Source organism: Riemerella anatipestifer (assembly GCF_009663465.1).
Classification (GTDB): domain Bacteria; phylum Bacteroidota; class Bacteroidia; order Flavobacteriales; family Weeksellaceae; genus Riemerella; species Riemerella anatipestifer_C.
On the sequence record NZ_QXHU01000001.1, the window covers coordinates 259,633 to 284,658 of the forward strand.

Below are 25,026 nucleotides of genomic sequence, written 5' to 3' on the forward strand. Positions count from 1 at the left end.
CAAAAATACAAATAATCTCTAAACCTTAGTCTGGTTGAACAAAAAATATTTGAATATTAACCACTTGGACTGATAATATTTGCTAAGTTGATTTTGATCTCTCCTACGCCAAGTTCCGTACGCTTGAGCATAGAAACCAAAATGAGCCCTTACCACTGCCCAAAGATGAGGAAAACCGTTTTTAACCCCAAAATAAAGCCCCGCCACACCATCTAAACACAACCGAACGAAAATAATCCACAACAGATAGACAGGTAGATTTTTGAGCAACATAGAAAGATTATTCCTTATATTAAGATAAGTTTTATAAGGACTTTGTTTATTAAGAGTACCACCTCCCACATGATAAACTCTAGAAAGTCCTGTATAGTAGATTTTCTTTCCTAAATTCCTCAATCGCCAACAAAGGTCTATCTCTTCTTGATGGGCAAAAAAACGCTCGTCAAAACCACCGATGCTGAAAAAATCTTCACTCCTAATAAACAAGCAGCACCCCGAAGCCCAATGTATCTCGTATATATCATCGTATTGCCCTTCATCTTTCTCCAAGGTATCAAAAACCCGACCTCTACAGTAAGGATAACCTAGGTTGTCTATCATTCCGCCACCCGCTCCTGCAAATTCAAAATACTTTTCGTTATTAAAATCTAATATTTTAGGCTGTATAGCTACGATATTCTCATCTGATTTAAATAGTTCTAAAACAGGCTCTAACCAACCTGAACTTACCTCTACATCAGAATTTAACAAGCAAAAAATATCTGCCTTTATAGCCTTTAAACCTTCATTATATCCACCTGCAAAGCCGTTATTTTTTAAGTTTTTAACCACTTTAATCTCTGGAAAGTTTTGCTCTAAAAAAACAACAGAATCATCTGTGGAAGCATTATCTATTACCCAAATATCTGCTCCTTGGGAATGTTTAATCACATTAGGTAAAAACCTTTTAAGCCAATGCTTTCCGTTCCAATTAAGTATTACTATTGCTAATTTCATAACTTTATTATTTGGCAAAAGTTTTAATGGCATCTTGATACTTCCATCGCCTATGACTCCAAAGCCAATTATCTGGTCGTTTTTTAATAGTGGTTTCTAGCATTTTATGAAATTTATTAACCACTTCGTACGGCTGAAATCGTTCTCCATCGGGGTAAATTCTGTAATAATTAACTTGATAAAACCCTCGTTTAACCTTTTTCATTTCACAATAAATAAAGATTAAATCCATTTTGGTAGAAAGTTTATCGTACCCTATAAAAGCAGGGGTTTTTTGATTTAAAAATTCCAAACCATAATCTACATCTAACACATAGGGCGACTGGTCTGCTACAAACATATACACCGAATTACCATCGTTAGGCCGCTTCAATATATGCCTCACTACTTGCTTAGCTTCTAGTGCTGTATTACCAAAACGCCCTCTAATGAGTTTAATCTTCTCTTCCCAAAAAGTATTTTGCATTTTTCTATATACAGGAAAACAGTATTTTTGTGGAACTACTTCGGCAAGAGCATTAAACCATTCCCAATTAAAAATGTGTCCAGAAAGCATTATAATATTTTTCTGTTCTTCTAACGCCTCTGAAAACAAATGTTGATTGATATGCTGAACCCTTACCCTTAACTCATCATTAGATACAGTAAAGGTTTTTAATGTTTCTACAATATAGTCTGCAAAGTTTTGGTAAAATTTTTTACAAATTGTATTGATTTCCGTTTCGGACTTCTCAGGAAAAGATTTTCTTAAATTCTCCAAGACCACTTTTTTTCGGTAGCTTAATATATAATAGCTTAATACAAAAATAAAATCAGAGAAAATATAAAGCACCCTTAAAGGCAGTTTAGAGATGATATAAACGGTTCTAAAAAGGATATTATTTAGCATTGACTTTTCTTAACGACTGCAAATTTACAAATTACAAAACAGATGAGATGTCAGAATTATTCTTTATTTTTGGGATTTAAAATTAAAATCAAAAAATTATGAAATACCGTTATTTAACTATAGGATTGATGAGTGCCACACTCGCTATTTCATCTTGTAACAAAAATGCAGAGAACTCAACTAGCAATACCAATGATAGTACAGAAATTAAACAAAAACTAGCCGAGCGAGAAAAGGAAAAGCTGGAAAAACCCTACCACCCAGAAGATAACGCTGAGGAGAAGATTGCAGCCTTAATTTCCCAAGCTCAAAAAGAGAATAAAAATATTATTCTGCAAGCAGGTGGTAACTGGTGCATTTGGTGTCTTAGATTTAATGATTACATCAACAAAACGCCTGAAATAAAGGAAATTATAGACCAAAACTACCTCTACTATCATTTGAATTATTCAAAAGAAAACGAGAACAAAGCTCTATTTGAAAAATATGGCAATCCTGGTGAGAAATATGGTTATCCTGTATTTATTGTTTTAGACCAAACAGGCAAGGTAATCCATATACAAGACAGTGCCGTATTAGAAGAAAACAAAGGCTACAGCCTAAATAAAGTGAAGGCATTCTTCAACGAGTGGAAGCCTAAAAACCTCTAAAAACAAACTGAGGTTATCTTTTTTAGGGATAACCTCAATTATTTATTTTTTCAAAAAATCAGTGATGAGTTCTGTTGGTCTGCCTATAATGGCTTTTTTATCCTTAACCACTATTGGTCGTTCTATCAGACGAGGATTATTCAGCATTATTTCTAAGTATTCTTCCTCTGTATAGCTTTTATCTCCATAATTTTCTTTAAAGAATGTGTCTTTCTTTCGGATAAGTTCAGACGGCTTCATTTCTAAAAATGAAAGTATTTCCTCTAAATGTTCTTTAGTTAAAGAATCTTTAAGGAGGTCAAATATTTTTACATTCTCATTAGTGGAGTTTAGCAGTTCCAATGCTCCTCTCGACTTAGAACATCTGTTATTATGGTACAGTTTTATCATAGATTTTTAATTTAAAAGTTAGCATTTTTTAGGTTAAAATATTTAATTATAAGTATTAATAAATGATGATGATAAATCAAAGCTAAAAAAAATCGCCTCAAATTTCATTCAAGGCGAAGTTTTATTTAGGGTAAATACTAATTAAACAAAAGGTATTTTAACCACTTTTGCAGGTACATTTTTATTTCTAATCTGAATAAAAATCTCACTATTTAATTTAAAATGAGGCTGGTCAACATAAGCCAATCCTAAACCGATTTTTTTCATAGGACTCATTGTTCCCGATGTTACTTTACCAATTATATTCCCTTCTGAATCTACAACAGGATAGTCGTGTCTTGGAATGGCTTTCTCTTGCATCTCAAAACCTACTAATTTTCTCGTAACCCCTTGTTCTTTTTGTTGAGCAAGAAAATTTCTATCTACAAACTCCGTGTCCAGCTTAGTAATCCAACCTAGTCCTGCTTCTAACGGAGAAGTAGTATCATCTATATCGTTTCCATATAGACAGAATCCTTTTTCTAAACGAAGGGTATCTCTAGCCGCCAACCCACAAGGAATAAGTCCAAACTCTTCTCCTGCCTTAGTCAGAGCGTCCCAAATTTGCTCAGCGTACTCATTTTTGAAATAAATTTCAAAGCCACCACTTCCGGTATAGCCTGTATTAGAAATAATAACATCAGCCACACCATCTACACTTCCTACGGTAAAATGATAGTAAGGAATATCCGCAAGTTGAGTATTTGTTAGTTTCTGTAAAGTATCTAATGCTTTAGGACCTTGTATTGCAATAAGAGAAATTTCATCTGAAGCATTAGTCATTTTAGCTCCAAATTTCTCGTTGTACTTAGAGATATGTTGCCAATCTTTATCTATGTTAGACGCATTTACTACTACAAAATACTTTTGGTTTTCCATTTTGTAAACAATTAAGTCGTCTACAATTCCACCTTTTCCGTTAGGAAGACAAGAGTATTGTGCCTTGCCATTCTCTAAAGCCTCTACATTATTAGAGGTAACATATTGTAGAAGTTCTTTAGCACCAGCACCTTCTATGAAGAATTGCCCCATATGAGAAACATCAAAAATTCCTACTTTTTCTCTTACGGCAAAGTGTTCTTCTGTTACTCCAGAATATTGTACAGGCATTTCAAACCCAGCGAAAGGAACCATTTTTGCTCCTAGCGAAACATGTTTGTTAAATAAAGCAGTTTTGTTCATTATTACTTTTATTATTTATTTTTTAGTGCATTTGTCTTTATTGTTAATAGTATTCTATGGAAGAGATAAACTAATTAAAATATTATTAGTTTATACATCAGACAGAAACATAAAAATCTTTCCTCTCCAAACTAAGTTTCTGACTTATAGCAAAGTCCATATTATAAACTCCATCTTCATTACTTTTCATTTTATTTATATAATTTAGATTCAATCCTGTTAAGCGTATAAGTCACTTCCATTTTAGTTCTTTCGTAACAATTACCTAAACTTTTTAAAGTAAACAAAAATTTAGACCCCTGTGACACGGAATACAAACTACATCACAAAGATACAATAAAAAAAAGAAATTCCACATTTTTATACCTATAAAAGAGGCTTTAAATTGAAAATGTACTATTTTTATAGAGATTTAAAAGAAAAAGGAAATGTTACTCTGAATCAAAAACGATGTTGGAAAATTCTTTAAAATTGCTAAATAATGAATTGAATGTAATAATTTAACAATGCCAAATATTTTATTTAGAAACCATTTTTCAATTCCATAATTTTATTTAATTTGGTGGTATCTAACTAAAAGTAAATGCTATGAAAAAGCCATTCTCTAAACTGGAGTTCAGTATGATAAAAAAGCAAGTGCTAGGGTGGTCGGTTATAGCGGTGTTGCTTTTGGGAATTCAGATATTTTTTTACTTTTATAAAAAACAAAAAGAAGAGCAGCCATTACCTGAGCTAACTTTTACCACCTCGGTAGAACACCAAAATAGAGAAGAATTAAATCTTACCCCATTTAATCCTAACGAGCTAAGTTTGCAAGATTGGCAAAATTTAGGGTTTTCTGAACGACAATCCGAAACAATACTAAAGTATAAAGATTTGTTGGGAGGCTCTTTTTCGTCTAAAGAAGAATTGTCTAAATGCTATGTAATCTCGGCAGAAAAATTTAGCGAATTGTCAGAATTTATAATGCTTCCTGATAAAGTGGCTAAGTCTTATGATAGTTCATCTCGTCAATCGTTTTATAAGTCTAAAATTACGGTAAATAAGCCTTTTAATCCAGACTTATACTCCGTTTCGGATTGGGTGAAGCTCGGCTTTTCAGAAAAGCAGGCTCAATCTTTTATCAAATATAAAAATTATTTGGGCGGAAGTTTCATCAGTAAAGAAAAATTGAGGGAGTGCTATACCTTAAGTCCTGAAAATTATGCTATTATAGCACCGTATGTTCTCCTTCCAAATAAAGTAAACTCTAATACAATCAATGAGATTAGAGAAAAGAAAGAAAGTGTTGTATATCAACCTTTTGACCCTAATGACTTGGATTTAGAAGGTTGGCAAAAATTAGGTTTCTCGGAGAAACAAGCCGCTGTTATTGTAAACTATAAGCAAAAGATACTCAAAGGGAAATTTAAAACAGCAGACGATGTTAAGAAATGTTTTGTGATTTCTGATGAGAAATTCCAAGCATTAAACCCTTATATTAGAATTAAAAATGAGGAACCTTCGGTAGTAGAAACTATAAAACCTCAGATAAAGACTAATTTTGCTTCGGTAGACCTTAATGAGATTTCTTATGAGCAGTTAGTGGAATTTGGTTTTACACCTAAGGCAGCTAAAAGTTATATTTCGTTTAGAGGGCTACTCGGTGGGTTTGCTAACAAAAAACAAATTCTAGAAGCCTACTATATAGACCCTGATTTAACTCAAAAGTTGATAGAAACGGCATATTTAGATGCTTCTAAAGTAAAGAAATATAGTTTATCTAACGCTCCCGAAGAGTGGCTTAAGAAACATCCTTATTTTAAATATCACGCAGATAAAATTATTTTTTACAGACTTACCACACCCAATGATAAAAAAATCATAAAATTTATCAAACCTAAACCAGAGTATTTAGAAAAAATGATTTGGTATATGGAGGAATAAAGGCTTTAATTGTTTTTTTTGATAAAAATTTGTACTTTTACCCTCATTATTTTACCTAATGAAAATGGAAAAATCACTTCATATTTCATTTGAAGTCTTTGAAAGTATAGAGTCTTTAAATGATACAGAAAAAAAACTATACGAAGCAGCTAAGGCAGTTAGAGAAAAGGCTTATGCTCCTTATTCTAATTTTTTAGTGGGCTGTGCTATCCTTTTAGAAAATGGGGAAATTGTAACGGGAAGTAACCAAGAAAATGCGGCTTATCCATCAGGATTGTGTGCGGAGCGAACCACTATCTATTGGGCATCGGCTAATTATCCTAGTATTAAAATGAAGAAGCTCTTCGTAATAGGAGCACCTAAAGATAGTTTTTCATCGGTAGCAATTCCTCCGTGTGGGGCTTGCAGACAGAGTATTTTAGAGTATGAGGCTCTCCAAGAAGAACCGATAGAAATTTATTTTGCTTCTGTTTCTGGCGAAATTTATAAAACAAAGTGTATAAGAGACTTATTGCCGTTTTCTTTTGATAAATCATTTTTATAGTCAAAAGGAAATAATAGAATTATAAGATAATTAAATATGGAAAAAATAGATAGTCTTAATCAAGTAGCAGAATTTCATAGAACTTTTAATGCTCCTATATTAGACCAACCTCAAATTCCGTCTAAGGAAAGGTGTGAGTTAAGAGTGAGCCTTTTACAGGAAGAATTAAATGAACTAAAACAAGCGATAGAAGACCAAAATATAGTAGAAATAGCAGATGCCTTATGCGATTTGCAGTATGTGTTGAGTGGAGCTGTATTAGAGTTTGGGTTAGGCGAAAAATTTGTGGAATTATTTAACGAAGTGCAAAGGTCTAATATGTCTAAAGCTTGTGAAAACGAACAACAAGCCGAGGAAACTGTAATTTTCTATAAGGAAACAAAAGGAGAAGAGGCTTATTATGAAAAGTCGGGAGGAAAATACAACGTACACAGAGTTTCTGATGATAAAGTACTGAAAAATAAATATTATTCTCCAGCAGATTTAAAATCAATAATAGAAAAATAAAAAATAATATCATGATAAAAAAAATTGCTCTAAGTACCGTATTGTTATTGGGGATAGCTTCTTGTGGAGTGGTTGAGAAAACAGTTGTTAATCGTCAAGTAGACTCTGAACAGTATGGAAAAGTCTTATTAGGGAAGCAGACATTGAGCCAGTTTCAACAGGAGCCGTTTAAAACTTGGTATGATGAGGAATATGCAAACTACGAAACAGATAAAAATACTATAGCACTACTTAAAAAAAGCAAAGAACTTAATAAATACGGTCTTACCGTTTTTGTGGGCACTTGGTGTGGGGATAGCCATAGAGAGTTCCCTAGGCTAATTAAAATATTAAAAGAGGTAGATTATCCGTTGTCTAAAATGAAAATAATAGCTCTTTCTAGACGTATGGAATCACCAGAAAGCGAAGAATTAACCTATCATGTAAAGAAAGTACCAACTATTGTTGTAGAACGCTATGGGAGAGAGGTTGGGCGTATTGTAGAAACACCATCTACAGGCTTTTTGGAACAAGATTTGTATAATTTGGTAAAGAAAAAATAGCCTAAATTGAAAAATATTAAAGTTATTATAGGATTTGTAGGGGGCGTTTTAGTAATGCTCCTTATTTTCTTTGCATGGAAAGGTTTTACAACCAAAAAAGGAGATGAAATCGTAAGTGATTATTACCTTATTAACAACCAAATTTCTAAAATGAATAAAATGGTGGTTATGGAGCAAAACTTTTCTAGTATGCAGAAAACTACTATTAAATCTGAGCTTTTAGGAAGTAGTCTCTTGCCATCTACGGAGAAGAAAATTATCACTTTTACCAAGACTATGGCACAGGTGTCCTATGATTTAGCCAAAATGAAGATAGAGGTAGATAGCACTCATAAGAAACTAATTATAAAAGAGTTACCACAGCCACAAGTTAAGATTATACCAAGTGTAGAAATACAATCTCTAGATGACTCTTTCTTTGACCGTTTTGATGAGAAGGACATTAAAAAAATAACTCAAAATGCTAAAGATGAGGCGTACAAAAGAGTTAATCAAGAAGATTTAAAGAAACAGGGAGAAAAGCAACTTATGACCAATCTTAACGAAATATTTGTCCTTGCTAAAGCCTTAAAATACGAAATTGTAGATGAAACCAAAATGATTCCTCTTGAGGAATATTAAATTGCTATAAGCCATTATAAAAGTAAGATGAAAGATTATTTTGAATTACAATATATAATGATAAACCGAAGAATTAAGGAAACGGGACTTAATCCTTTTTTAGGGTATGTTTTAGGTTTAACTGCCTTTTTTTTGCTTTCAGAATACATCTTTTATAAGACAGATTTTGCCAAATACTTAGCTATATTAACTTGTCTTAGTTTACAATTTAAACTTTCTGAAAGAAATAGAACAGATTTTTTATTATCAAACTTTGGGAATAAAGCAAAAAAGACAATAAGGGTTTTAGAGAACTCTATCCTCTGTGTGCCTTTTGTTGCTATTCTATTATACAAAAGTTTCTTCTTTGAAGCTGGTATTTTATTTTTATGTTCCATTATTCTCGCATTAGTCTCTTTTCATACCAATATTAATCTTACAATCCCAACGCCATTTTCTAAAAGACCCTTTGAGTTTTCAACAGGTTTTAGAAAAACCTTTTTGATATTTATAATTGCTTATTCTTTGACTATTATTGCTATATATGTTAATAATCTAAACTTGGGGATTTTTGCATTTTTATTAGTTTTATTAACCTCCTTAAGTTATTATAATAAACCCGAACAAAAATATTATGTTTGGGTTCATGCTGAAACACCCCAATATTTTTTAAAAAATAAAATTTTTAATGCATCTAAAAATGTTATTCTTATAGGAGCTCCAATCATAATTATTCTTTTGGTATTTTATCCAAGCGAATTTGAATTAATTTTACTCTTTTTCATGGTTGGACTTTTGTTTCTTTATGCTGTAATCTTAGCTAAATATTCAGTGTATCCAAATGAGATGAGCATATCCGAAGGAGTTATAATCGCAACCTGTGTTTACTTTCCTTTTTTGTTATTGGCTATCATTCCTTTTTTTTATTTAAAGTCTGTTAAGAAACTAAGATATTTATTAAGATGATTAGAGTTAGTGAATTAAGTAAAAATTACGGTAAAAACGAAATTTTAAAAAATATTTCGATGGAGTTTTCAAGAGGGAAAGTTTATGGAATTGTTGGTGAAAATGGAGCAGGGAAAACAACATTATTTAGATGTATTGCAGGTTTAGAAAGTTACAAAGGTGAAATAATTTCCGATAGTACACCTTTAAAAAATCATTTGGGGTTACTTTTAGCAAACTCTTTCTTTTTCTCAAAAATGACAGGAAAAGAATACATTAAGCTACTTTGTAATGCACGTGGTAAGACTAATTTAGAGTTAGATAGTAAGAATATATTTGATTTACCTCTTAATCAGTACGCTTCAACTTATTCAACGGGTATGAAGAAAAAATTAGCGATTACTGCGATTCTCCTTCAAGAAAATGAATATTTTATTCTTGATGAACCTTTTAATGGTGTAGATATCCAGAGTAATATTATTTTGACAGAGATAATTTTAAAACTTAAAGAACTTAATAAAGTAGTGCTTATTTCATCTCATATTTTTTCTACTCTAAGCGATACTTGTGACGAAATTCATCTTTTGAGAAAAGGAGAACAGATTAAAACAATCCAAAAGTCAGAGTTTAAACGCTTAGAAGAAGAAATGAAAGAAATAACAATAGGAAACCGAATTGATAAACTTGGGCTTAAATAGAATAATAAAGCTTATATAGGATGAATGAAATTCTCACTTTCGTAAAGTTTTTTTATCCTTTTTATAGTAATTGGAATTGATTTCAAATCAATAAACTATAATGAGATTATTTTTCTAGTACTAGTATTACATCTCGTAACTCTCAAACTTTCCATTATCAAAAAATAAAACCACTCTTTTAACTTTTGGAGAGCTGGGTTCTTTTTCAATGTTAATAATCTTTTTGGTGTCTGAATTTTCTACTTTTCTCTCTAATGGCTGAGATTCTTGTATAGATTCCGCTTCTGTATCTAACTTCATTTTATGAGATTCTCGTGGATTAGGGAAAACTTGTTTTTTTTCCTCACTGATAAAATTATCCTCAAAACTAAATAAATCGGGGAGGGGAGAAGCGGGCTGTTCTTTATTATCACTTTCGGAGGGCTTATCGGTTTTTAGCATTTCGCCTTCTCCATTGATGAGCCAATCCCATTCAATTTCTGGAAATCGGTCTTTTATTTTTATAACAAAGTCAAGAGAGGGTTTGTTTCTCCCTGATGTGATATGAGAAATACTAGAACGCTGTACTTCTATTTCGTCAGCAAAATCAGAGGCGGTAAGTTCCGAATAAGCTATAACTTTGGATATCCTTTCATTTAAACTCATAAAATAAAGATTACAATTGTTAATCACTAAACTTTACAAAAGTAAAGCAAAAAAATGAGTTAACAATAAACATTTGTAAAGTAAAGATAAAATCTAAAATTTACAAAAATAAAAAATGCTTATAAATAATTTATTATAAGCACTTTATTTAATTTTAAATATGTAAATATTCGTAAAATTTAATCTGTTTTTCTAGCCGGAATTAAAGAAGCAAGAATGCTTACAGCTAAGATACTCACAATTATAATAAGTGAGTGTGTAGTGGTAAAGCCAAGCTCATCTAGCTGATGATGCAGAAGCATTTTCACTCCTATGAAGGTAAGCAATACCGCTAGACCTATTTTTAAGAATCTAAATTTATCTATAATTCCAGCCAATAGGAAGAACATAGACCTAAGACCTATAATTGCAAAAATATTGGAAAAGAACACTATGTAAGGGTCTTTAGTAACAGAGAAGATAGCAGGAATACTATCTACGGCAAAGATTAAGTCGGTAAATTCTATAATGATGAGTACCAGAAATAGAGGTGTCATTTTTTTCCCCCCATCTATATTTACAAAGAATTTATTTCCTACAAACTGATTATGAACTTTAAAGTATTTATTAGCAAACTTTACTACAGGATGCTTCTCGGTATCTATACTTTCTTCTTCCTCTTTTGAAAGGAACATTTTAATACCTGTAAACACTAGAAACGCTCCAAAAACATACATTATCCATGCAAATCTTTCTATAAGTGCCGCTCCTATGAAAATAAACATAAACCTCATAACAACAGCTCCTAGAATTCCCCAAAATAGCACTCTATGATAGTTTCTTTTCTCAACACCAAAAGCTGTGAATATTAGTACAATTACAAATATATTATCTACTGATAGAGCATATTCCACAACATAACCTGTAAGATATTCTAGTCCTAAATTTTGGTTATAAATCTGGATACTCGTTTCTAAATCATTTGGGATTATTTTTATAGGATGTCTATGCTTCTGAACTATAGTTTCTAGTTTTTCAACACTATCAATGCCGTGTAATTGATGCCCAAATCCTAACAGAATAGAGTAGAAGACCATAGATAGACAGACCACAAAAATACTCATCAGTAAGGCTTTCTTAAAGGAAATACCTTCCGTTTTTTTATTTTTTGATTTGCTAAGAACTCCTAGATCTAGAGCCATAACAATTCCAATAAATATTAAAAATCCTAATAGAAATATAGTTTCGTTTGTCATAAAGCAAAGATATGAAAATAAAAAATCCCAGCTATTTATAAATGTAAACAAAAGTATGTTTTCGGTAAAATATACTTTTGTAAGCGTTTAATGTTAGTTTCTACAAATGAAGATAAATGGCCGTATCTATAATTAAAGTTAATTTAAAAAACCACTTTATATAAAATTTATAAAACACTGATTTTAAATGTTTAATGATTTTTAATTGAATTGTATTTAATCCACAATTTTATCAACAGACATTTAGTCATATAGGAGTGTTTAAATAATTTACAAAAGTAAAATATTGTTTTTGCTTTTTTAGTATTATCTTTGTGGAAGTAAAAATATTTGTTATGACAAATGTGTTTTCGTATGTTAAAGATGTAAACTTTAAAAATAGATATATTTCGCCCGAAAAATTGTTTGTTTTTCTAAAAGAGAAGTATGGGAGTGTTTTAGAACAAATAGGAACTTCTCCTATGGGAAGACCCATTTATATGATGAGTATAGGAAAAGGGAGAACCAATATAGTCGCTTGGAGTCAGATGCACGGTAATGAATCTACTGCAACTTTAGCTATGTTGGATTTATTAGAATCTTTAGAATATAATCCATCTTTATCTGAAGAACTTTGGCAAGAGATAAAATTAGACTTTATTTGGATGCTTAATCCTGATGGTTCAGCGGTTTGGACAAGAAGAAACGCTTTAGATATAGATATTAACAGAGATTTTATTAAAGAGTCTTCTTTAGAAATGAGCCTTCTAAAAGAAATAGTTTTGAGAGGTGATTATCACTATGCTCTTAATTTGCACGACCAAAGGACTATTTTTACAACGGATGCGGTTCATCCTGCGACTTTATCTTTTTTAGCACCATCTGAAAATGTAGAGCGAGAGATTACGGAGAATAGAAAGAGAAGTATGGCAGTAATTGCTAAAATTTTTAACAAATTATCATTGGAAATTCCAAATCAAATAGGGCGTTATTCAGATGAGTTTTACCCAACTTCTACGGGAGATAATTTTATGAAGGCAGGAATTCCTACTGTTTTGTTTGAAGGTGGGCATTTCTTTGATGATTATACTCGTGCAAATACGAGACAATACTACACTAAAGCTCTTTACTATGCTTTGACGGCAATGGCTGATTTAAAAGGGAGAACTAGTGAATACGAGAAGTATTTTGAGATTCCAGAAAATAGAGAAACTCATTATGACATTATTTATAGGAATGTAAAACTAAATACTAATTTCCCTTGTGTGTTAGATGTGGCAGTACAATATAAGGAAGTTTATAATGAAGGAGATGAGGAAATTAGCTTTGTGCCTTATGTGGTAGAGGTGGGCGATTGTAGTAGAAAGAAAGGTTGGAAGGAAATAGATTGTGCAGGTAAACGCTTTGTGAGTGATAAAAAATATCCTAAATTAGATGCTGTTGTTGATTTTAAAATAGAATAATTTTCCAATTTTTAGAGGTATTATCAGTAAAAATGAAAGATACATTTGTACATAAAGGAAAACGAAAAATATTGGTAGAATACCTTAGAGAGAAATTAGGTATTTGTGATGAAAATGTGCTATCTGCGATAGGAGCATTGCCTCGTCATTTTTTTTTGGAAAGTGTTTTTGAGGATTATGCCTACGAAGATAGAGCATTTCCTATTGCTGCACATCAAACGATTTCCCACCCTTCTACTGTGGCTGAGCAAACAGAATTATTACAGGTAGAAAAAAGTGAAAAAATATTAGAAATAGGTACAGGTAGTGGCTATCAAGCGGCCGTTCTTATGGTGATGGGAGCGAAAGTCTACACTATTGAAAGACAGAAAAAACTATTTGATTTTTCTAAAAAGATGTTTAAAATTTTGGGGCTTCGTCCACATTTTCAAAGTTTTGGAGATGGTTTTTTAGGATTGCCTACTTTTGCCCCGTTTGATAAAATTATTGTAACCTGCGGAGCTGAAACTTTGCCTGTGGAATTATTAAAGCAGCTTAAAGTAGGTGGCAAAATGGTCATTCCGCTAGGGGCTTTAGAAGAGCAGATACTTTATAGATTTACCAAAATTTCTGAAACAGAAATAGAAAAGGAAACTTTTGGAGTGTATAAGTTTGTTCCAATGTTAGGAGATACAGATTGTGTTTAAATATATTATCATTGAAAAATTGAATGACGAAATTCGTGTGAGAGTTTAAAAAAATATTATCTTTGCTAAAAACCAATAAAACAATGGCAGAATATAAATTATTACTTCCTTCAATGGGAGAAGGTGTTATGGAAGCAACTATTATTTCTTGGCTATTTGACGAGGGTGACTTCGTAAACGAGGATGATAGTGTAGTGGAAATAGCAACAGACAAAGTAGATTCAGATGTACCTACTCCTGTTTCGGGGAAGATTGTTAAAATTTTAAAACAAAAAGACGAAGTAGCACAAGTAGGAGAGGCTATTGCGATATTAGAAACAGAAGGTGGAAGCGCAGTATCAGATGCTACACAAGAAGCGCCAAAAGTCGTTGAAACTGTAGAAGAAGTTCCTAGTGCTGATGTTATAAAAACAATAGAAGCACCTCTAAATGAGTCGAAGGTAGAGTTTTCAGGAGATTTATATTTGTCGCCTTTAGTGAAATCTATTGCTCAGGAAGAAAATATTTCGGAAGCTGAATTAAAAACCATAAAAGGAACAGGTCTAGAAGGTAGAATTACTAAAGAAGACATATTAAAATATGTGGAGAATAGAGGTCAATCTTCGTCATCTGTTATGAAGCAGGAAGTGCCTCAGGTGGTAGTACCTAGTAGTGCGTCTGCGATACCTTCTGTACCCGTAGGTACTTCTGAAGGAGACGAAGTGATACCAATGGATAGAGTTAGAAAAATTATTGCTGATTCTATGGTGCGTAGTAAACACACGGCTCCTCACGTAAGTTCGTTTATTGAGAGTGATGTTACTAATGTTGTAAAATGGAGAAATAAGTATAAAAATGTTTTCCAACAAAGAGAAGGCGAAAAGCTGACTTTTATGCCTATTTTTGTAAGAGCGGTAGTGAAGGCTATTCAAGATTATCCAATGATTAATGTTTCGGTAGATGGGGACAAAATCATTAAGAAGAAAAATATCAATATAGGTATGGCAACGGCTTTACCAGACGGAAATCTTATTGTACCTGTAATTAAAAATGCAGACCAATTATCGTTAAGTGGCTTAGCTAAAGCTATCAATGATTTGGCTCATCGTGCGAGAAACAAAAAACTAAAACCAGAAGATACTCAAGGTGCTACTTATACTATTTCTAATATTGGTTCTTTTGGTAATTTAATGGGTACGCCAATTATTCCTCTGCCTCAAGTGGCTATTTTAGCAGTAGGAGCTATTGTTAAAAAACCTGCGGTACTGGAAACACCAGAGGGTGATGTAATTGCGATTAGACAAAAAATGTTTATGAGCCACTCTTATGATCACCGTGTGGTAGATGGTTCTCTAGGTGGAATGTTCTTAAAAGCGGTTCACGATTATCTAGAGAATTGGGATTTAGATACAGAAATTTAATTTAAAACTTTTTCTAAGGTTAAATACTAAAAAAGCTATCTCAAAATTGAGGTAGCTTTGTTTTTTAATAAGAAAGGATATTCTAAAAGGTATCTCAATTTAGAATTATTTCTGGGATTTCTCCTTCTATAATGAGTTTTCCTGCCGTTGCTTTTTTAATGTCATCTAGACTTACATTGGGAGCTTTCTCTAATAATTTAAAGCCTCCTTCAGGTACTATTTCATAGACACCAAGCTCTGTAACCACTTTTTTGATACATTTAACCCCAGTAAGAGGCAAGCTACATTTTTGGAGAAGTTTAGACTCTCCGTGTTTATTAACTTGTTGCATCGCTACAATAATATTTTTTGCAGAAGCGACTAAATCCATCGCACCTCCCATTCCTTTTACCATTTTACCAGGGATTTTCCAGTTGGCAATATCTCCATTTTCAGAAACTTCCATTGCTCCTAGTATAGTTAAATCTACTTTTTGAGCTCTAATCATACCAAAACTCATTGCTGAATCAAAAACTACTGAACCTGGTAAAGTAGTAATGGTTTGCTTACCTGCGTTTATTAAATCTGCATCCTCTTTGCCTTCCTCTGGAAAGGGTCCCATTCCTAATAATCCATTCTCGGATTGTAGTACCACATTTATGCCCTCTGGAATATAGTTAGCAACTAGGGTAGGGATACCTATACCTAGATTAACATAGGAGTTGTTTTTTATTTCTTTAGCAATTCTTTGTGCTATTTGTTCTTTTGTTAAAGCCATAATTGAATTTAGTCTTGATTATTTTTTCTTACGGTTCTTTGCTCTATTCTCTTTTCGTAGTTTTCTCCTTGGAAGATACGGTGCACATAAATCCCAGGAGTATGTATTTGGTCAGGGTCTAATGTTCCTGCAGGAACGAGCTCTTCTACCTCTGCAATCGTAATTTTACCAGCCATTGCCATTGGTGGATTAAAATTTCTAGCGGTAGAACGATAGATTAAATTTCCTGCTGTGTCGCCTTTCCAAGCTTTAACGATGGCAAAATCAGCATCAAAAGCATATTCTAAAAGATAATCTTTACCATTAAAGTTTCTGACTTCCTTACCCTCAGCGACTTCTGTCCCTATACCAGCAGGTGTGAAAAAAGCAGGCATACCATACCCCGCAGCCAAGCATCTAGTGGCCAAAGTCCCTTGTGGGATAAGCTCTACTTCTAACTCTCCGCTTAGTAATTGTCTTTCAAATTCGGCGTTTTCTCCCACATAGGAAGAAATCATTTTTTTAATTTGCTTCTTTTGAAGTAAAAGTCCTAGTCCAAAATCATCCACACCTGCATTATTAGAAATACAAGTAAGGTTTTTCACATTTTTTCTTACCAGCTCGGCAATGCTATTCTCTGGGATTCCACATAGCCCAAATCCACCAAGCATAATGGTCATTCCGTCTTTGATGCCTTCGCAGGCTTCCTGCACATTTTTAACTGTTTTATTTATCATTGTTCAGATTTAATTCTATTGGTTAATTAAACTTTTATATCTTTTTTCATACTTATTAAAGCCCACAAAGTAGTAGTACAGGCTAAGAATAGCCGAAGCTGCCAACCAAATAATCCCATTTTTTCCTAAAAAGGCTTTGAAATCATCAGGTTTAGTAATGAAGTAATTGATAGGAGCAGCGATAAGTATAAACATAAAGGCGATTACTACACCTTGTCTTACTGAAAACTTAAGCCTATTTTGTCGTAAGTTTTGCCATAAAGCGATAAATCGTTTGTCTTTTTCGTTCATTGTTTAAATTTCGTTTTTTATAGTTTCTTTTATGAGAAAGCACTAATGCCTGTGATATCCATACCTGTTATTAAAAGATGAATATCGTGAGTGCCTTCGTAAGTAATTACAGATTCTAGATTGGCGGCGTGTCGCATCATAGGGAAGTCTCCCATAATCCCCATAGCACCTAGTATTTGTCTACTTTCTCTAGCAATGTCTAATGCTATTTTTACATTATTTCTTTTAGCCATAGAGATTTGTGCTGGAGTAGCTTTGTTTTCATTTTTAAGCAAACCTAAACGCCATGAAAGAAGTTGAGCTTTAGTAATTTCTGTAAGAAATTTGGCTAATTTCTTTTGTTGAAGCTGGAAGCTACCAATAGGTTTTCCAAATTGTGTACGCTCTTTGGCGTATTGTACTGCGGTGCAATAGCAATCTATAGCAGCACCTATAACGCCCCAAGAAATCCCATATCTAGCAGAGTTAAGACAGGACAATGGACCTTTAATTCCTTTTACATTCGGTAGGAGATTTTCTTTAGGGATTTTTACATTTTGGAACACCAATTCTCCCGTTCTAGAAGCTCTTAGACTCCATTTATTGAGTGTTTCTGGAGTAGTGAAACCTTCCATTCCTCTTTCTACGATTAACCCTCTAATAGTATTGGTTTCATCTTTAGCCCAAACAATAGCGATGTCGCAAGTAGGAGCATTGGTAATCCACATTTTAGCTCCATTAAGCAGAAAATAATCGCCCATATCTTTAATGTGAGTTTCCATATCAGACGGATTAGAGCCGTGGTTGGGTTCGGTAAGTCCGAAAGCTCCTGTAATTTCACCCGCTCCGAGTAAAGGTAGGAATTTTCTTTTTTGTTCTTCTGTCCCGAATTCAAAAATAGGATACATTACCAATGATGATTGCACCGAAGCCGCAGAACGCACCGCAGAATCTCCTCTTTCTAACTCTTGCATAATGATTCCGTAGGAAATTTGGTCTAACCCAGCACCGCCATATTCCTTTGGAATATAGGCTCCTAGTGCTCCTATATTGCCCAATTGTTGCATTAGATTAGGGATTTCTTTGTGTGTTTGTACGGCGTTATCTATCTGAGGAATTACAGAACTTTGCACCCATTGTCTCACAGAATCTCTAACCAATTTATGCTCTTCGGTAAGAAGGCTATCTAGCATATAATAGTCTGGGATACTACTAAGTGGATAATAACTCATACTAATGTGATAAGGTTGATTTAAACGCTACTAATATAGTTAAAATTATTATATTTGAATAAAATAAATTTGGTTATGGTAAAAATATTTGAATCAGGGTTTCTATACGAAGTAGAGATTATGAAGTCTAAACTTTCGTCTGAAGGTATAGAAAGCTATATCAAAAATGAGTATGTTAATAATGTAGCTGTAATGCCTGTAAACCAAAACTATATCCTTGTAGTAGATGAAAGTATGGCTGACCGAGCAAGAGAAATTTTGGATAGGGTAGAAGAATAAGGTTAAGAGCTGGTTGATTGAAAATCAAATTAATTAGTTTTGGAGTGATATGTTTTATTGGAAGTAATTAGATATGATTGATTGGTTTTATAGAAGTAAAAATAAGATTGAGAATTACGCTCTAAGTTTGACATTGGAGTTTGGTGAAAATTGGGGTGGAGATATTTCAGAAAGACTACAATCTAGATTTCCTAATTTGACAAAAAAAGAGATTGAATACTATAAACAATTGGCTAAAAATGTTGAAACAGATTGTTGGAATTGTATTGATGATGAATACTCTGAAATTGCCTCTAAGCAATTAAGCGAATTTCTTACGACTAAAGTTTTTCTAAAATATACTTGGATAAATAAAAGGAATAAAGTCAATATAAACTCTAAATTTCAGTATTATTTTTGGAGGGAAGGTCGTCTAAAATAAAAATTTTAAAACATTGTATTTGAACTAAATAAAATCAGATATGCAGTGGAATAGCTCTTTATATCAAACGAAAGTTGGAGAACACCGTGAGAAAAATGTGATATGGATTTCTTTTCCGTATCAGAAGGAGCTTATTGACCTTCTTAAAGAACATACCACTGCCCGTTGGTCGGCTAGTCAAAAAAGTTGGTATGTACCTAACAATAGACATTATAGAACCCTTTTTAGTATTACAGAAGAGCCATTGGTTGGCAAGATGGTATTTTCAAAAATAAAAGCGGTTAATCGCCCTGCTTTTGAGCGTTTTCAGGAGCATTTAAAACTAAAAGGATACAGTCGAAATACGCTTAGAACTTATGCCGTAGAGTTTGCCCAACTGCTTTATGTTCTAAAAGATTTTCCAGTAGATGAATTGTCCGAAGAACGCTTAAGGTCTTATTTTCTCTATTGTTTTGAGAATTTAAAACTTTCGGAGGCGGAAATAAACAGCCGTATCAATGCGATTAAATTTTACTTTGAGCAAGTCTTACATCGCAAAAAAATGTTTTTTGATATTCCTCGTCCTAAAACAAAAAAACAACTACCAAAGAGTTTAAATAAAAAACAAATTTTAAAAATATTTGAAGTAACCACCAACCTCAAACATAGATGTATGTTACAGCTTTGTTATGGTATGGGTTTGAGAGTGAGTGAGATTGTTAATTTAAAACTAGAGGATATATGTAGCGAAACTATGCGTGTGCGGATTGAGAATGCTAAAGGTAAAAAAGACCGTATGGTGCCTTTACCTGAAAGTATTTTGCCTGAACTTAGAGCCTACTATCGGGAATATAAACCTAAAAAGTATCTATTTGAAGGACAATATGGTGGTATGTATTCGGTAAGGTCGGTTCAGTCAGTTTTTAAGACTGCGATGAGAAAGGCAGGTATAAATAAGACAGTAGGCATACACGGTTTAAGGCATAGCTATGCTACTCATCTTTTGGAAATGGGGACAGATATAAGATATATACAAGAGTTTTTGGGACATAATAATATCAAGACTACTCAAATCTATACGCAGGTTACTTCTGAACATCAGCGGACAATAAAAAGCCCATTGGATAGTTTAAAGTAATGATTATTGTTTCTTTTTTACCAAAAGAAGCCATTCTTCATCTAATGGCAGGTAGCCTTGGTCATAAACAAAAAAGTAGGTTTTGCCGTTTTGAGTATTGATGATGGAGGTGATTAAATCAAAATTAAATCCTTTGTTATAGAGTTTTATTTTAGGAACTTTAGTTTTTTCCTCTATATTTAGTTCAGATAATATCCTGTAATTTTTCCTTAGTTGATTGTTTGTATTTCTCATAAGGTTAGTATAGTCCTTATTCATACGGTTGTTGTAGGAATTTCGGCAACTATCTGAGCAAAATTTTTTATCTTCTCTACCTACTATTGTTTCGTTACATTCAAGACATTGTTTCATAGTGCTGATTGTTTGCAAAGGAGAATCTTAGTTATAAACAAATACTTTTAAGAACCTAAGTTAAGTAAATTTATAGAAATAAAAGTAGTCTTGCTAATTTTATATTCATCCTACGGTCAGGGGCTTTGCGTTCTTCGGGCGGGCTTTCGAAGCCGAAACGTTCAAGCTAATATACAAATTTTAATAGAAGTACAAAACCTGAATTTTGCACTTCAGCCCGCCTGACGCAAAACCCTTGTTGGCGGTAGTTTTTTATTTTGTTGTTTTGTTACCAATTTCTTTAAAAACCAATTTTTGATAATTCGGATACTGTTTTGTGTTAATAACAAAATCAACCGCGTTTCCACAAAGACCAATTTCAGTTCTACAATTAGGTTCTCGTTTAATGTTCAAGTTGTAAGAAACAGTATTGTTAGTAATTTTAGCTGTAATTTGCTCAGTCATTGGAACACCTCTGCAACAGTCGCCCCTCCAATACCTTATTCTTAAAGTAGCAAGGTTTCCATTTTTTTCTAAATCATACTCTTTTCATTCCAATTATTTTTTGAGTTTTCAAAATAAAAGTCACAGGTGTTATTTTTAATTTAATAGAAAATATGTGTCAATGTACTGAAAATTGTGAATATAAATTTCAATACAAATGTTCTATTTAGTTTGTTCTGTAAATTCGATTTGTTTATTCCAATTATTGTCATGACCAATTAGTTTTGTGTTTTAAATTTTTCCAACTCTTTACCATTTTCAATTATTAAATTGCCTTTGTCAATTCTCCATTTATAAGTTTTGGTCAAGTTGTCATACATATGTTCGTAGCCATATTTACTTTCGGGGGAAACAGATGCAATAACTTTATATGAGCTTGTTACGGTGCTTTTGTCAAATTTTAAAATTCTGGAAGTATATATCATTCCAATTCCATCTTTACAAGTTTCTCCAATTTTTGCAGCATAAGTTTTACCATTCAGTTCCACTTGCCCATTACAGTTTATGAACATAAAAGACAATAAAATAAGTGTCAGTATTTTTTGCATCAGTTGTCAATATTTTGCCCGTCAGCGGTTGGTCTGTAAAATTACCGCCAACTACTTCATTTAGACTCATTAATTTTGAGTGGAAATTTAAATAAAATAATGTATAAACAAAAACTTATTATCCGATTACAAACAATTATAAATGATTTTAGTCGAAAGTAAATAATTTTATACCGAATATTATTCTGACGATAGCTCATCTTTGTTTTGTGAATGTAAAAGATTTTTAATCATAAAAACTGAAATATAATTTAAAAATAAATCTATTATGAAAAACAAAGTCCAACTTATTGGTAACGTGGGTAACACGCCAGAGATTAAAGAGATTAATAATACTAAAGTAGCTCATCTTTCAATAGCTACGAACGAAATTTATAAAAATGCACAAGGAGAAAGGGTAGAGCAAACAGAGTGGCATAAAGTGGTGGCTTGGGGAAGATTAGCGGAAATTATAGAAAAATATGTTATCAAAGGTAAAGAAGTAGCTATTGAAGGTAAGCTAACCCATCGAAGTTATGATGATAAAGAAGGTAAAAAACGCTATGTTACAGAAATTATAGCCAATGATATTTTGCTTTTAGGAAGAACAAAGTAGTAATGTTATTTTTAATTCCTAACTGTCAGATTAAGTAGTGCATTAGACAGTAATCTTTCTTTATTAGAATTTACGTATTCCAGGCTTGCTGTCTAAAAAGGTCTGCATAGGTGTTTTTCCGTAATAATGTTTTCTTGTGTGCGTCCTCTTGTTATTGTAATAATGTTGTACAAAGCCTTTTTCTATTTAATTTTTATTTTTTTTCCATCAATTCCTATTAAATATTTTTTTTGAAGATTACTTTCAATTCTACCGTTTTCATAATTATACATTGTTTCATCCAATGTCAAAATCCAATTGTTATATTTGGGGTAATATCTATATTCTTGTGTATATTCCGTATCTTTTGCATCATCATAAAAAGAAATACAACCTTGTCCACAATTTGTTATAATTACATTGCCCACAAAAGGAATATCAAATTCGTGTTTTTTTTGTGTTTTTCCAGTTTCAATTCTAATATTACAATTAGGTTCAACTGTACTCGAAATACATTTATAGTAAAGAGTGTCTTTAATTTTATCGGAATCAAAATAATCAACTATTTTTTCTTGTGCATATAAAAAATTATAAAAAAAACAGATAACAACCACAACACTATTTATCGTCAAATTTTTCGAAGGTATCCTTATGGTTTTTTCCATACTTTGAATCTTTAATTTTACTTAATGAATATTGATATTCTCCAATTTTTTTATCTAAATTTTTAATGTTAATACAATTGTATTTAAATCTTCCCTCATTTGTGATTTTTTTAGATGAATTTTTTGCAAAAAGTTTGGTGTAGTCAACTACTTTCATCTTATTATATTTCATCAATACAGCTAAATTAGCATAAATTGCAGGATACAAAAAATCCCACTATAATTTTATAGTGGGATTTTGATATTTTAGGCTTTTGCCATTCTTTCGGCTCTTTTTCTATCCTCTTCAGAAAGAATCTTCTTTCTCATTCGGATAAAATTAGGCGTTACTTCTATACATTCGTCTTGTTGTATATATTCCATACACTCCTCTAAAGTCATAAGAACTTTAGGTGCGATGCTACCATCTTTATCTTTACCCGCAGCACGCATATTATTAAGTTGCTTACCTTCTACAATATTCACTACCAAATCTCCAGGCTTGTTCTGTTCTCCTACAATCATACCTACATAAATTTCTTCGCCTGGGTCTACAAAGAAACGCCCTCTGTCTTGTAGCTTTTCGATAGAGTAGGCGGTAGATGACCCTTGATTTTTGGAAATCAATACGCCGTTACTTCTACCTGGTATCTGACCTTTGAATGGTTTATAATCTACAAATCTATGTGCCATAATTGCTTCCCCAGCTGTTGCAGTAAGCATTTGAGAACGAAGTCCGATAAGTCCTCTGGAAGGAATTTCAAACTCTAAGTGTTGCATTTCTCCTTTGGTCTCCATAATGTGTAAATCTCCTTTTCTTTGAGTAGCTAAGTCTATCACTCTAGAAGCATATTCTTCAGGAACATCTACCACTAGAGACTCATAAGGTTCGCACTGTTCGCCATCTATTTCTTTAAGAATTACTTGAGGCTGACCGATAGTCATCTCGTAACCTTCTCTACGCATAGTTTCTATAAGTACAGATAAGTGCAATATCCCTCTACCAAATACTAAGAAAGTGTTTGCATCTTCTGTTTGTTGTACTCTTAAGGCTAAGTTTTTTTCAAGTTCTTTTTCTAATCTTTCCTTTAAATGGTTAGAGGTAACATATTTACCATCTTTACCAAAGAACGGAGAGTTGTTGATAGAGAAAGTCATATTAAGAGTAGGCTCATCTATAGACAATCTTGGGAGAGGTTCTGGATTTTCTAAATCTACGAAAGTATCTCCTATTTGGAAATTGTCAAAACCTACGATAGCACAAATATCTCCTGCAAATACTTCGCTTACTTTTTTCTTACCTAATCCTTCAAAAATATAAAGTTCCTTTACTTTACCTTTAACGATTTTACCGTCTTCTTGAGCTAAGCCAATCCATTGAGATTCTTTAACCGAACCTCTGATGATTTTCCCTACGGCAATTCTTCCTAAAAAAGAAGAGTAGTCTAAAGAGGTTACCTGCATTTGTAGATTACCTTCTTCTACCTTTGGTTCTGGTACATATTGTAGGATACCGTCTAGGAGGGGTAAAATATTTTCTGATTTTTCTAGGCTTGAATTAAACCAACCTTCTTTAGACGAACCATAGAAAGTAGGGAAGTCTAGCTGTTCTTCGGTAGCGTCTAGGTTAAAGAACAAATCAAAAACTTGGTCGTGAACTTCATCTGGACGACAGTTAGGTTTGTCCACTTTATTGATAACCACAATAGGCTTCAATCCTAATTCTAATGCTTTATGCAAAACGAAACGAGTCTGTGGCATAGGTCCTTCAAAGGCATCTACAAGTAACAATACGCCGTCTGCCATTTTAAGCACACGCTCTACCTCTCCACCAAAATCGGCGTGTCCAGGTGTGTCTATTACATTTATTTTGGTATCCTTATAGGTTACCGAGATATTTTTAGAAAGAATGGTAATACCTCGTTCTCTCTCGAGGTCATTATTATCCATAATAAGCTCACCACTTTCTTGGTTTTCTCTAAAGATGTTAGTTGCGTGGATAATTTTGTCCACTAAAGTTGTTTTTCCATGGTCAACATGGGCGATAATCGCGATGTTTCTAATATTTTGCATAAAGAAAAAATTACGCGGCAAAAATAGGAAAAAAAATGGACTTTAGAAGGTCTCTAGCAGATAATAATGTAACGCAATGTCTTTACTCCATTGCGTTACTCTAAATAAATAATTCAATTTATTGACTTTTTCTTCCTGCGATTGTATTTCTACCAATTACAATTAGAGATTTCCTTTCTGCAATTCTATTTTCACCCTTTACATTTGAATTTTCCCCTCTTGCGATTGTATTTCTACTAATTACA

30 protein-coding genes are annotated in these 25,026 nt (G+C 32.7%); 15 read left to right on the forward strand and 15 right to left on the reverse strand.

Translation table 11 applies throughout. The annotated features are described in order from the left end of the window. Positions 1 to 18: 18 nt before the first annotated feature. Together D1003_RS01080 and D1003_RS01085 are read right to left on the reverse strand one after the other, a co-directional pair. Positions 19 to 996 carry a glycosyltransferase family 2 protein gene (locus D1003_RS01080; protein ID WP_153935378.1) on the reverse strand — a complete coding sequence of 326 codons (978 nt, stop codon included), beginning with the start codon at positions 994 to 996 and terminating at the stop codon, positions 19 to 21. A gap of 7 nt (positions 997 to 1,003) precedes the next feature. Beyond that, positions 1,004 to 1,885: a lysophospholipid acyltransferase family protein gene (locus D1003_RS01085; RefSeq protein WP_153935379.1), complete on the reverse strand. Its 882-nt coding sequence runs from the start codon at positions 1,883 to 1,885 to the stop codon at positions 1,004 to 1,006. 98 nt (positions 1,886 to 1,983) lie between these two features. Between D1003_RS01085 and D1003_RS01090 the strand changes: the two genes are divergently transcribed. Then, a complete protein-coding gene (locus tag D1003_RS01090; RefSeq protein WP_153935380.1) occupies positions 1,984 to 2,535 on the forward strand; it encodes a thioredoxin family protein in 552 nt (183 codons plus the stop codon). A 42-nt stretch (positions 2,536 to 2,577) separates the two neighbouring features. Here D1003_RS01090 and arsC read toward each other — a convergent pair whose 3' ends face one another. After that, complete coding sequence (arsC, locus tag D1003_RS01095; protein WP_153935381.1) at positions 2,578 to 2,925, reverse strand: arsenate reductase (glutaredoxin); 348 nt, start codon at positions 2,923 to 2,925, stop codon at positions 2,578 to 2,580. Positions 2,926 to 3,066: 141 nt separating this feature from the next. Further along, positions 3,067 to 4,146, reverse strand: coding sequence for a glycine cleavage system aminomethyltransferase GcvT (gene gcvT / locus D1003_RS01100; protein WP_153935382.1), 1,080 nt, complete (start codon positions 4,144 to 4,146; stop codon positions 3,067 to 3,069). A gap of 588 nt (positions 4,147 to 4,734) precedes the next feature. On the opposite strand from gcvT, the gene D1003_RS01105 reads away from it, so the two are divergent. The 7 genes from D1003_RS01105 to D1003_RS01135 are packed head-to-tail and all read left to right on the forward strand — an operon-like array spanning position 4,735 to position 9,908. Further along, the gene (locus D1003_RS01105; protein WP_153935383.1) at positions 4,735 to 6,072 is read left to right on the forward strand and encodes a helix-hairpin-helix domain-containing protein; all 1,338 of its coding nucleotides are present in this window, start codon (positions 4,735 to 4,737) and stop codon (positions 6,070 to 6,072) included. A 58-nt stretch (positions 6,073 to 6,130) separates the two neighbouring features. Beyond that, positions 6,131 to 6,616, forward strand: a complete 486-nt coding sequence (gene cdd, locus D1003_RS01110; RefSeq protein ID WP_153935384.1) for a cytidine deaminase — start codon at positions 6,131 to 6,133, stop codon at positions 6,614 to 6,616. 36 nt (positions 6,617 to 6,652) lie between these two features. Further along, complete coding sequence (locus D1003_RS01115) at positions 6,653 to 7,123, forward strand: nucleoside triphosphate pyrophosphohydrolase family protein (RefSeq protein WP_079207937.1); 471 nt, start codon at positions 6,653 to 6,655, stop codon at positions 7,121 to 7,123. A gap of 11 nt (positions 7,124 to 7,134) precedes the next feature. Beyond that, positions 7,135 to 7,665, forward strand: a complete 531-nt coding sequence (locus tag D1003_RS01120; protein WP_153935385.1) for a thioredoxin — start codon at positions 7,135 to 7,137, stop codon at positions 7,663 to 7,665. A 6-nt stretch (positions 7,666 to 7,671) separates the two neighbouring features. Then, positions 7,672 to 8,286, forward strand: a complete 615-nt coding sequence (locus tag D1003_RS01125) for a DUF4230 domain-containing protein (RefSeq protein WP_153935386.1) — start codon at positions 7,672 to 7,674, stop codon at positions 8,284 to 8,286. Between the two features lie 27 nt (positions 8,287 to 8,313). After that, a complete protein-coding gene (locus D1003_RS01130; protein WP_153935387.1) occupies positions 8,314 to 9,231 on the forward strand; it encodes an ABC transporter permease in 918 nt (305 codons plus the stop codon). Further along, positions 9,228 to 9,908 (forward strand): ATP-binding cassette domain-containing protein, encoded by a 681-nt coding sequence (locus tag D1003_RS01135; protein ID WP_153935388.1) that lies wholly within the window; start codon positions 9,228 to 9,230, stop codon positions 9,906 to 9,908. Before D1003_RS01130 ends, D1003_RS01135 begins: the two co-directional genes overlap by 4 nt. 126 nt (positions 9,909 to 10,034) lie before the next feature. Here the strand turns inward: D1003_RS01135 and D1003_RS01140 are convergent, their stop codons facing one another. Then, positions 10,035 to 10,553 (reverse strand): helix-turn-helix domain-containing protein, encoded by a 519-nt coding sequence (locus D1003_RS01140; protein WP_153935389.1) that lies wholly within the window; start codon positions 10,551 to 10,553, stop codon positions 10,035 to 10,037. A 179-nt stretch (positions 10,554 to 10,732) separates the two neighbouring features. Then, the gene (locus D1003_RS01145) at positions 10,733 to 11,788 is read right to left on the reverse strand and encodes a TerC/Alx family metal homeostasis membrane protein (RefSeq protein ID WP_153935390.1); all 1,056 of its coding nucleotides are present in this window, start codon (positions 11,786 to 11,788) and stop codon (positions 10,733 to 10,735) included. Positions 11,789 to 12,123: 335 nt separating this feature from the next. Here D1003_RS01145 and D1003_RS01150 point away from each other — a divergent pair, with 335 nt between their 5' ends. The 3 genes from D1003_RS01150 (at position 12,124) to D1003_RS01160 (ending at position 15,316) form a co-directional block, all read left to right on the forward strand. Then, the gene (locus D1003_RS01150) at positions 12,124 to 13,230 is read left to right on the forward strand and encodes a M14 family zinc carboxypeptidase (RefSeq protein WP_153935391.1); all 1,107 of its coding nucleotides are present in this window, start codon (positions 12,124 to 12,126) and stop codon (positions 13,228 to 13,230) included. Positions 13,231 to 13,262: 32 nt separating this feature from the next. Then, positions 13,263 to 13,916: a protein-L-isoaspartate(D-aspartate) O-methyltransferase gene (locus D1003_RS01155; protein WP_052910831.1), complete on the forward strand. Its 654-nt coding sequence runs from the start codon at positions 13,263 to 13,265 to the stop codon at positions 13,914 to 13,916. Between the two features lie 83 nt (positions 13,917 to 13,999). Continuing rightward, on the forward strand, positions 14,000 to 15,316 hold the full coding sequence (locus D1003_RS01160) for a dihydrolipoamide acetyltransferase family protein (protein WP_153935392.1): 1,317 nt from the start codon (positions 14,000 to 14,002) through the stop codon (positions 15,314 to 15,316). A 94-nt stretch (positions 15,317 to 15,410) separates the two neighbouring features. Here the strand turns inward: D1003_RS01160 and D1003_RS01165 are convergent, their stop codons facing one another. The 4 genes from D1003_RS01165 to D1003_RS01180 are packed head-to-tail and all read right to left on the reverse strand — an operon-like array spanning position 15,411 to position 18,291. After that, positions 15,411 to 16,073 carry a 3-oxoacid CoA-transferase subunit B gene (locus D1003_RS01165; protein WP_153935393.1) on the reverse strand — a complete coding sequence of 221 codons (663 nt, stop codon included), beginning with the start codon at positions 16,071 to 16,073 and terminating at the stop codon, positions 15,411 to 15,413. Between the two features lie 8 nt (positions 16,074 to 16,081). Continuing rightward, positions 16,082 to 16,789 (reverse strand): CoA transferase subunit A, encoded by a 708-nt coding sequence (locus D1003_RS01170; protein ID WP_153935394.1) that lies wholly within the window; start codon positions 16,787 to 16,789, stop codon positions 16,082 to 16,084. Positions 16,790 to 16,804: 15 nt separating this feature from the next. Next, positions 16,805 to 17,080, reverse strand: a complete 276-nt coding sequence (locus tag D1003_RS01175; protein ID WP_153935395.1) for a hypothetical protein — start codon at positions 17,078 to 17,080, stop codon at positions 16,805 to 16,807. A gap of 29 nt (positions 17,081 to 17,109) precedes the next feature. Further along, positions 17,110 to 18,291, reverse strand: a complete 1,182-nt coding sequence (locus D1003_RS01180; protein ID WP_153935396.1) for an acyl-CoA dehydrogenase family protein — start codon at positions 18,289 to 18,291, stop codon at positions 17,110 to 17,112. A gap of 75 nt (positions 18,292 to 18,366) precedes the next feature. Here D1003_RS01180 and D1003_RS01185 point away from each other — a divergent pair, with 75 nt between their 5' ends. The 3 genes from D1003_RS01185 to D1003_RS01195 all read left to right on the forward strand — a co-directional run bounded on the left by D1003_RS01185 (position 18,367) and on the right by D1003_RS01195 (position 20,108). Continuing rightward, entirely contained in the window at positions 18,367 to 18,570 is a 204-nt protein-coding gene (locus tag D1003_RS01185; RefSeq protein ID WP_014938619.1) for a putative signal transducing protein, read from the forward strand. A 73-nt stretch (positions 18,571 to 18,643) separates the two neighbouring features. Further along, on the forward strand, positions 18,644 to 18,991 hold the full coding sequence (locus tag D1003_RS01190) for a hypothetical protein (RefSeq protein ID WP_153935397.1): 348 nt from the start codon (positions 18,644 to 18,646) through the stop codon (positions 18,989 to 18,991). Between the two features lie 40 nt (positions 18,992 to 19,031). After that, on the forward strand, positions 19,032 to 20,108 hold the full coding sequence (locus D1003_RS01195; protein ID WP_153935398.1) for a tyrosine-type recombinase/integrase: 1,077 nt from the start codon (positions 19,032 to 19,034) through the stop codon (positions 20,106 to 20,108). Positions 20,109 to 20,111: 3 nt separating this feature from the next. Here D1003_RS01195 and D1003_RS01200 read toward each other — a convergent pair whose 3' ends face one another. Together D1003_RS01200 and D1003_RS01205 are read right to left on the reverse strand one after the other, a co-directional pair. Next, complete coding sequence (locus tag D1003_RS01200) at positions 20,112 to 20,459, reverse strand: hypothetical protein (RefSeq protein WP_064970705.1); 348 nt, start codon at positions 20,457 to 20,459, stop codon at positions 20,112 to 20,114. 701 nt (positions 20,460 to 21,160) lie between these two features. Further along, positions 21,161 to 21,490 carry a hypothetical protein gene (locus D1003_RS01205; RefSeq protein WP_153935399.1) on the reverse strand — a complete coding sequence of 110 codons (330 nt, stop codon included), beginning with the start codon at positions 21,488 to 21,490 and terminating at the stop codon, positions 21,161 to 21,163. A 268-nt stretch (positions 21,491 to 21,758) separates the two neighbouring features. Between D1003_RS01205 and D1003_RS01210 the strand changes: the two genes are divergently transcribed. Beyond that, positions 21,759 to 22,085 (forward strand): single-stranded DNA-binding protein, encoded by a 327-nt coding sequence (locus D1003_RS01210; protein ID WP_153935400.1) that lies wholly within the window; start codon positions 21,759 to 21,761, stop codon positions 22,083 to 22,085. Positions 22,086 to 22,267: 182 nt separating this feature from the next. Here D1003_RS01210 and D1003_RS01215 read toward each other — a convergent pair whose 3' ends face one another. From D1003_RS01215 to typA, 3 genes are all read right to left on the reverse strand, one after another. Then, complete coding sequence (locus D1003_RS01215) at positions 22,268 to 22,729, reverse strand: hypothetical protein (protein WP_153935401.1); 462 nt, start codon at positions 22,727 to 22,729, stop codon at positions 22,268 to 22,270. Next, positions 22,683 to 22,886 carry a hypothetical protein gene (locus D1003_RS11010; protein WP_185148320.1) on the reverse strand — a complete coding sequence of 68 codons (204 nt, stop codon included), beginning with the start codon at positions 22,884 to 22,886 and terminating at the stop codon, positions 22,683 to 22,685. The genes D1003_RS01215 and D1003_RS11010 overlap by 47 nt, the downstream gene beginning before the upstream one ends. An 89-nt stretch (positions 22,887 to 22,975) precedes the next feature. Next, entirely contained in the window at positions 22,976 to 24,781 is a 1,806-nt protein-coding gene (gene typA, locus D1003_RS01220; RefSeq protein WP_052911040.1) for a translational GTPase TypA, read from the reverse strand. Positions 24,782 to 25,026: the final 245 nt, after the last annotated feature.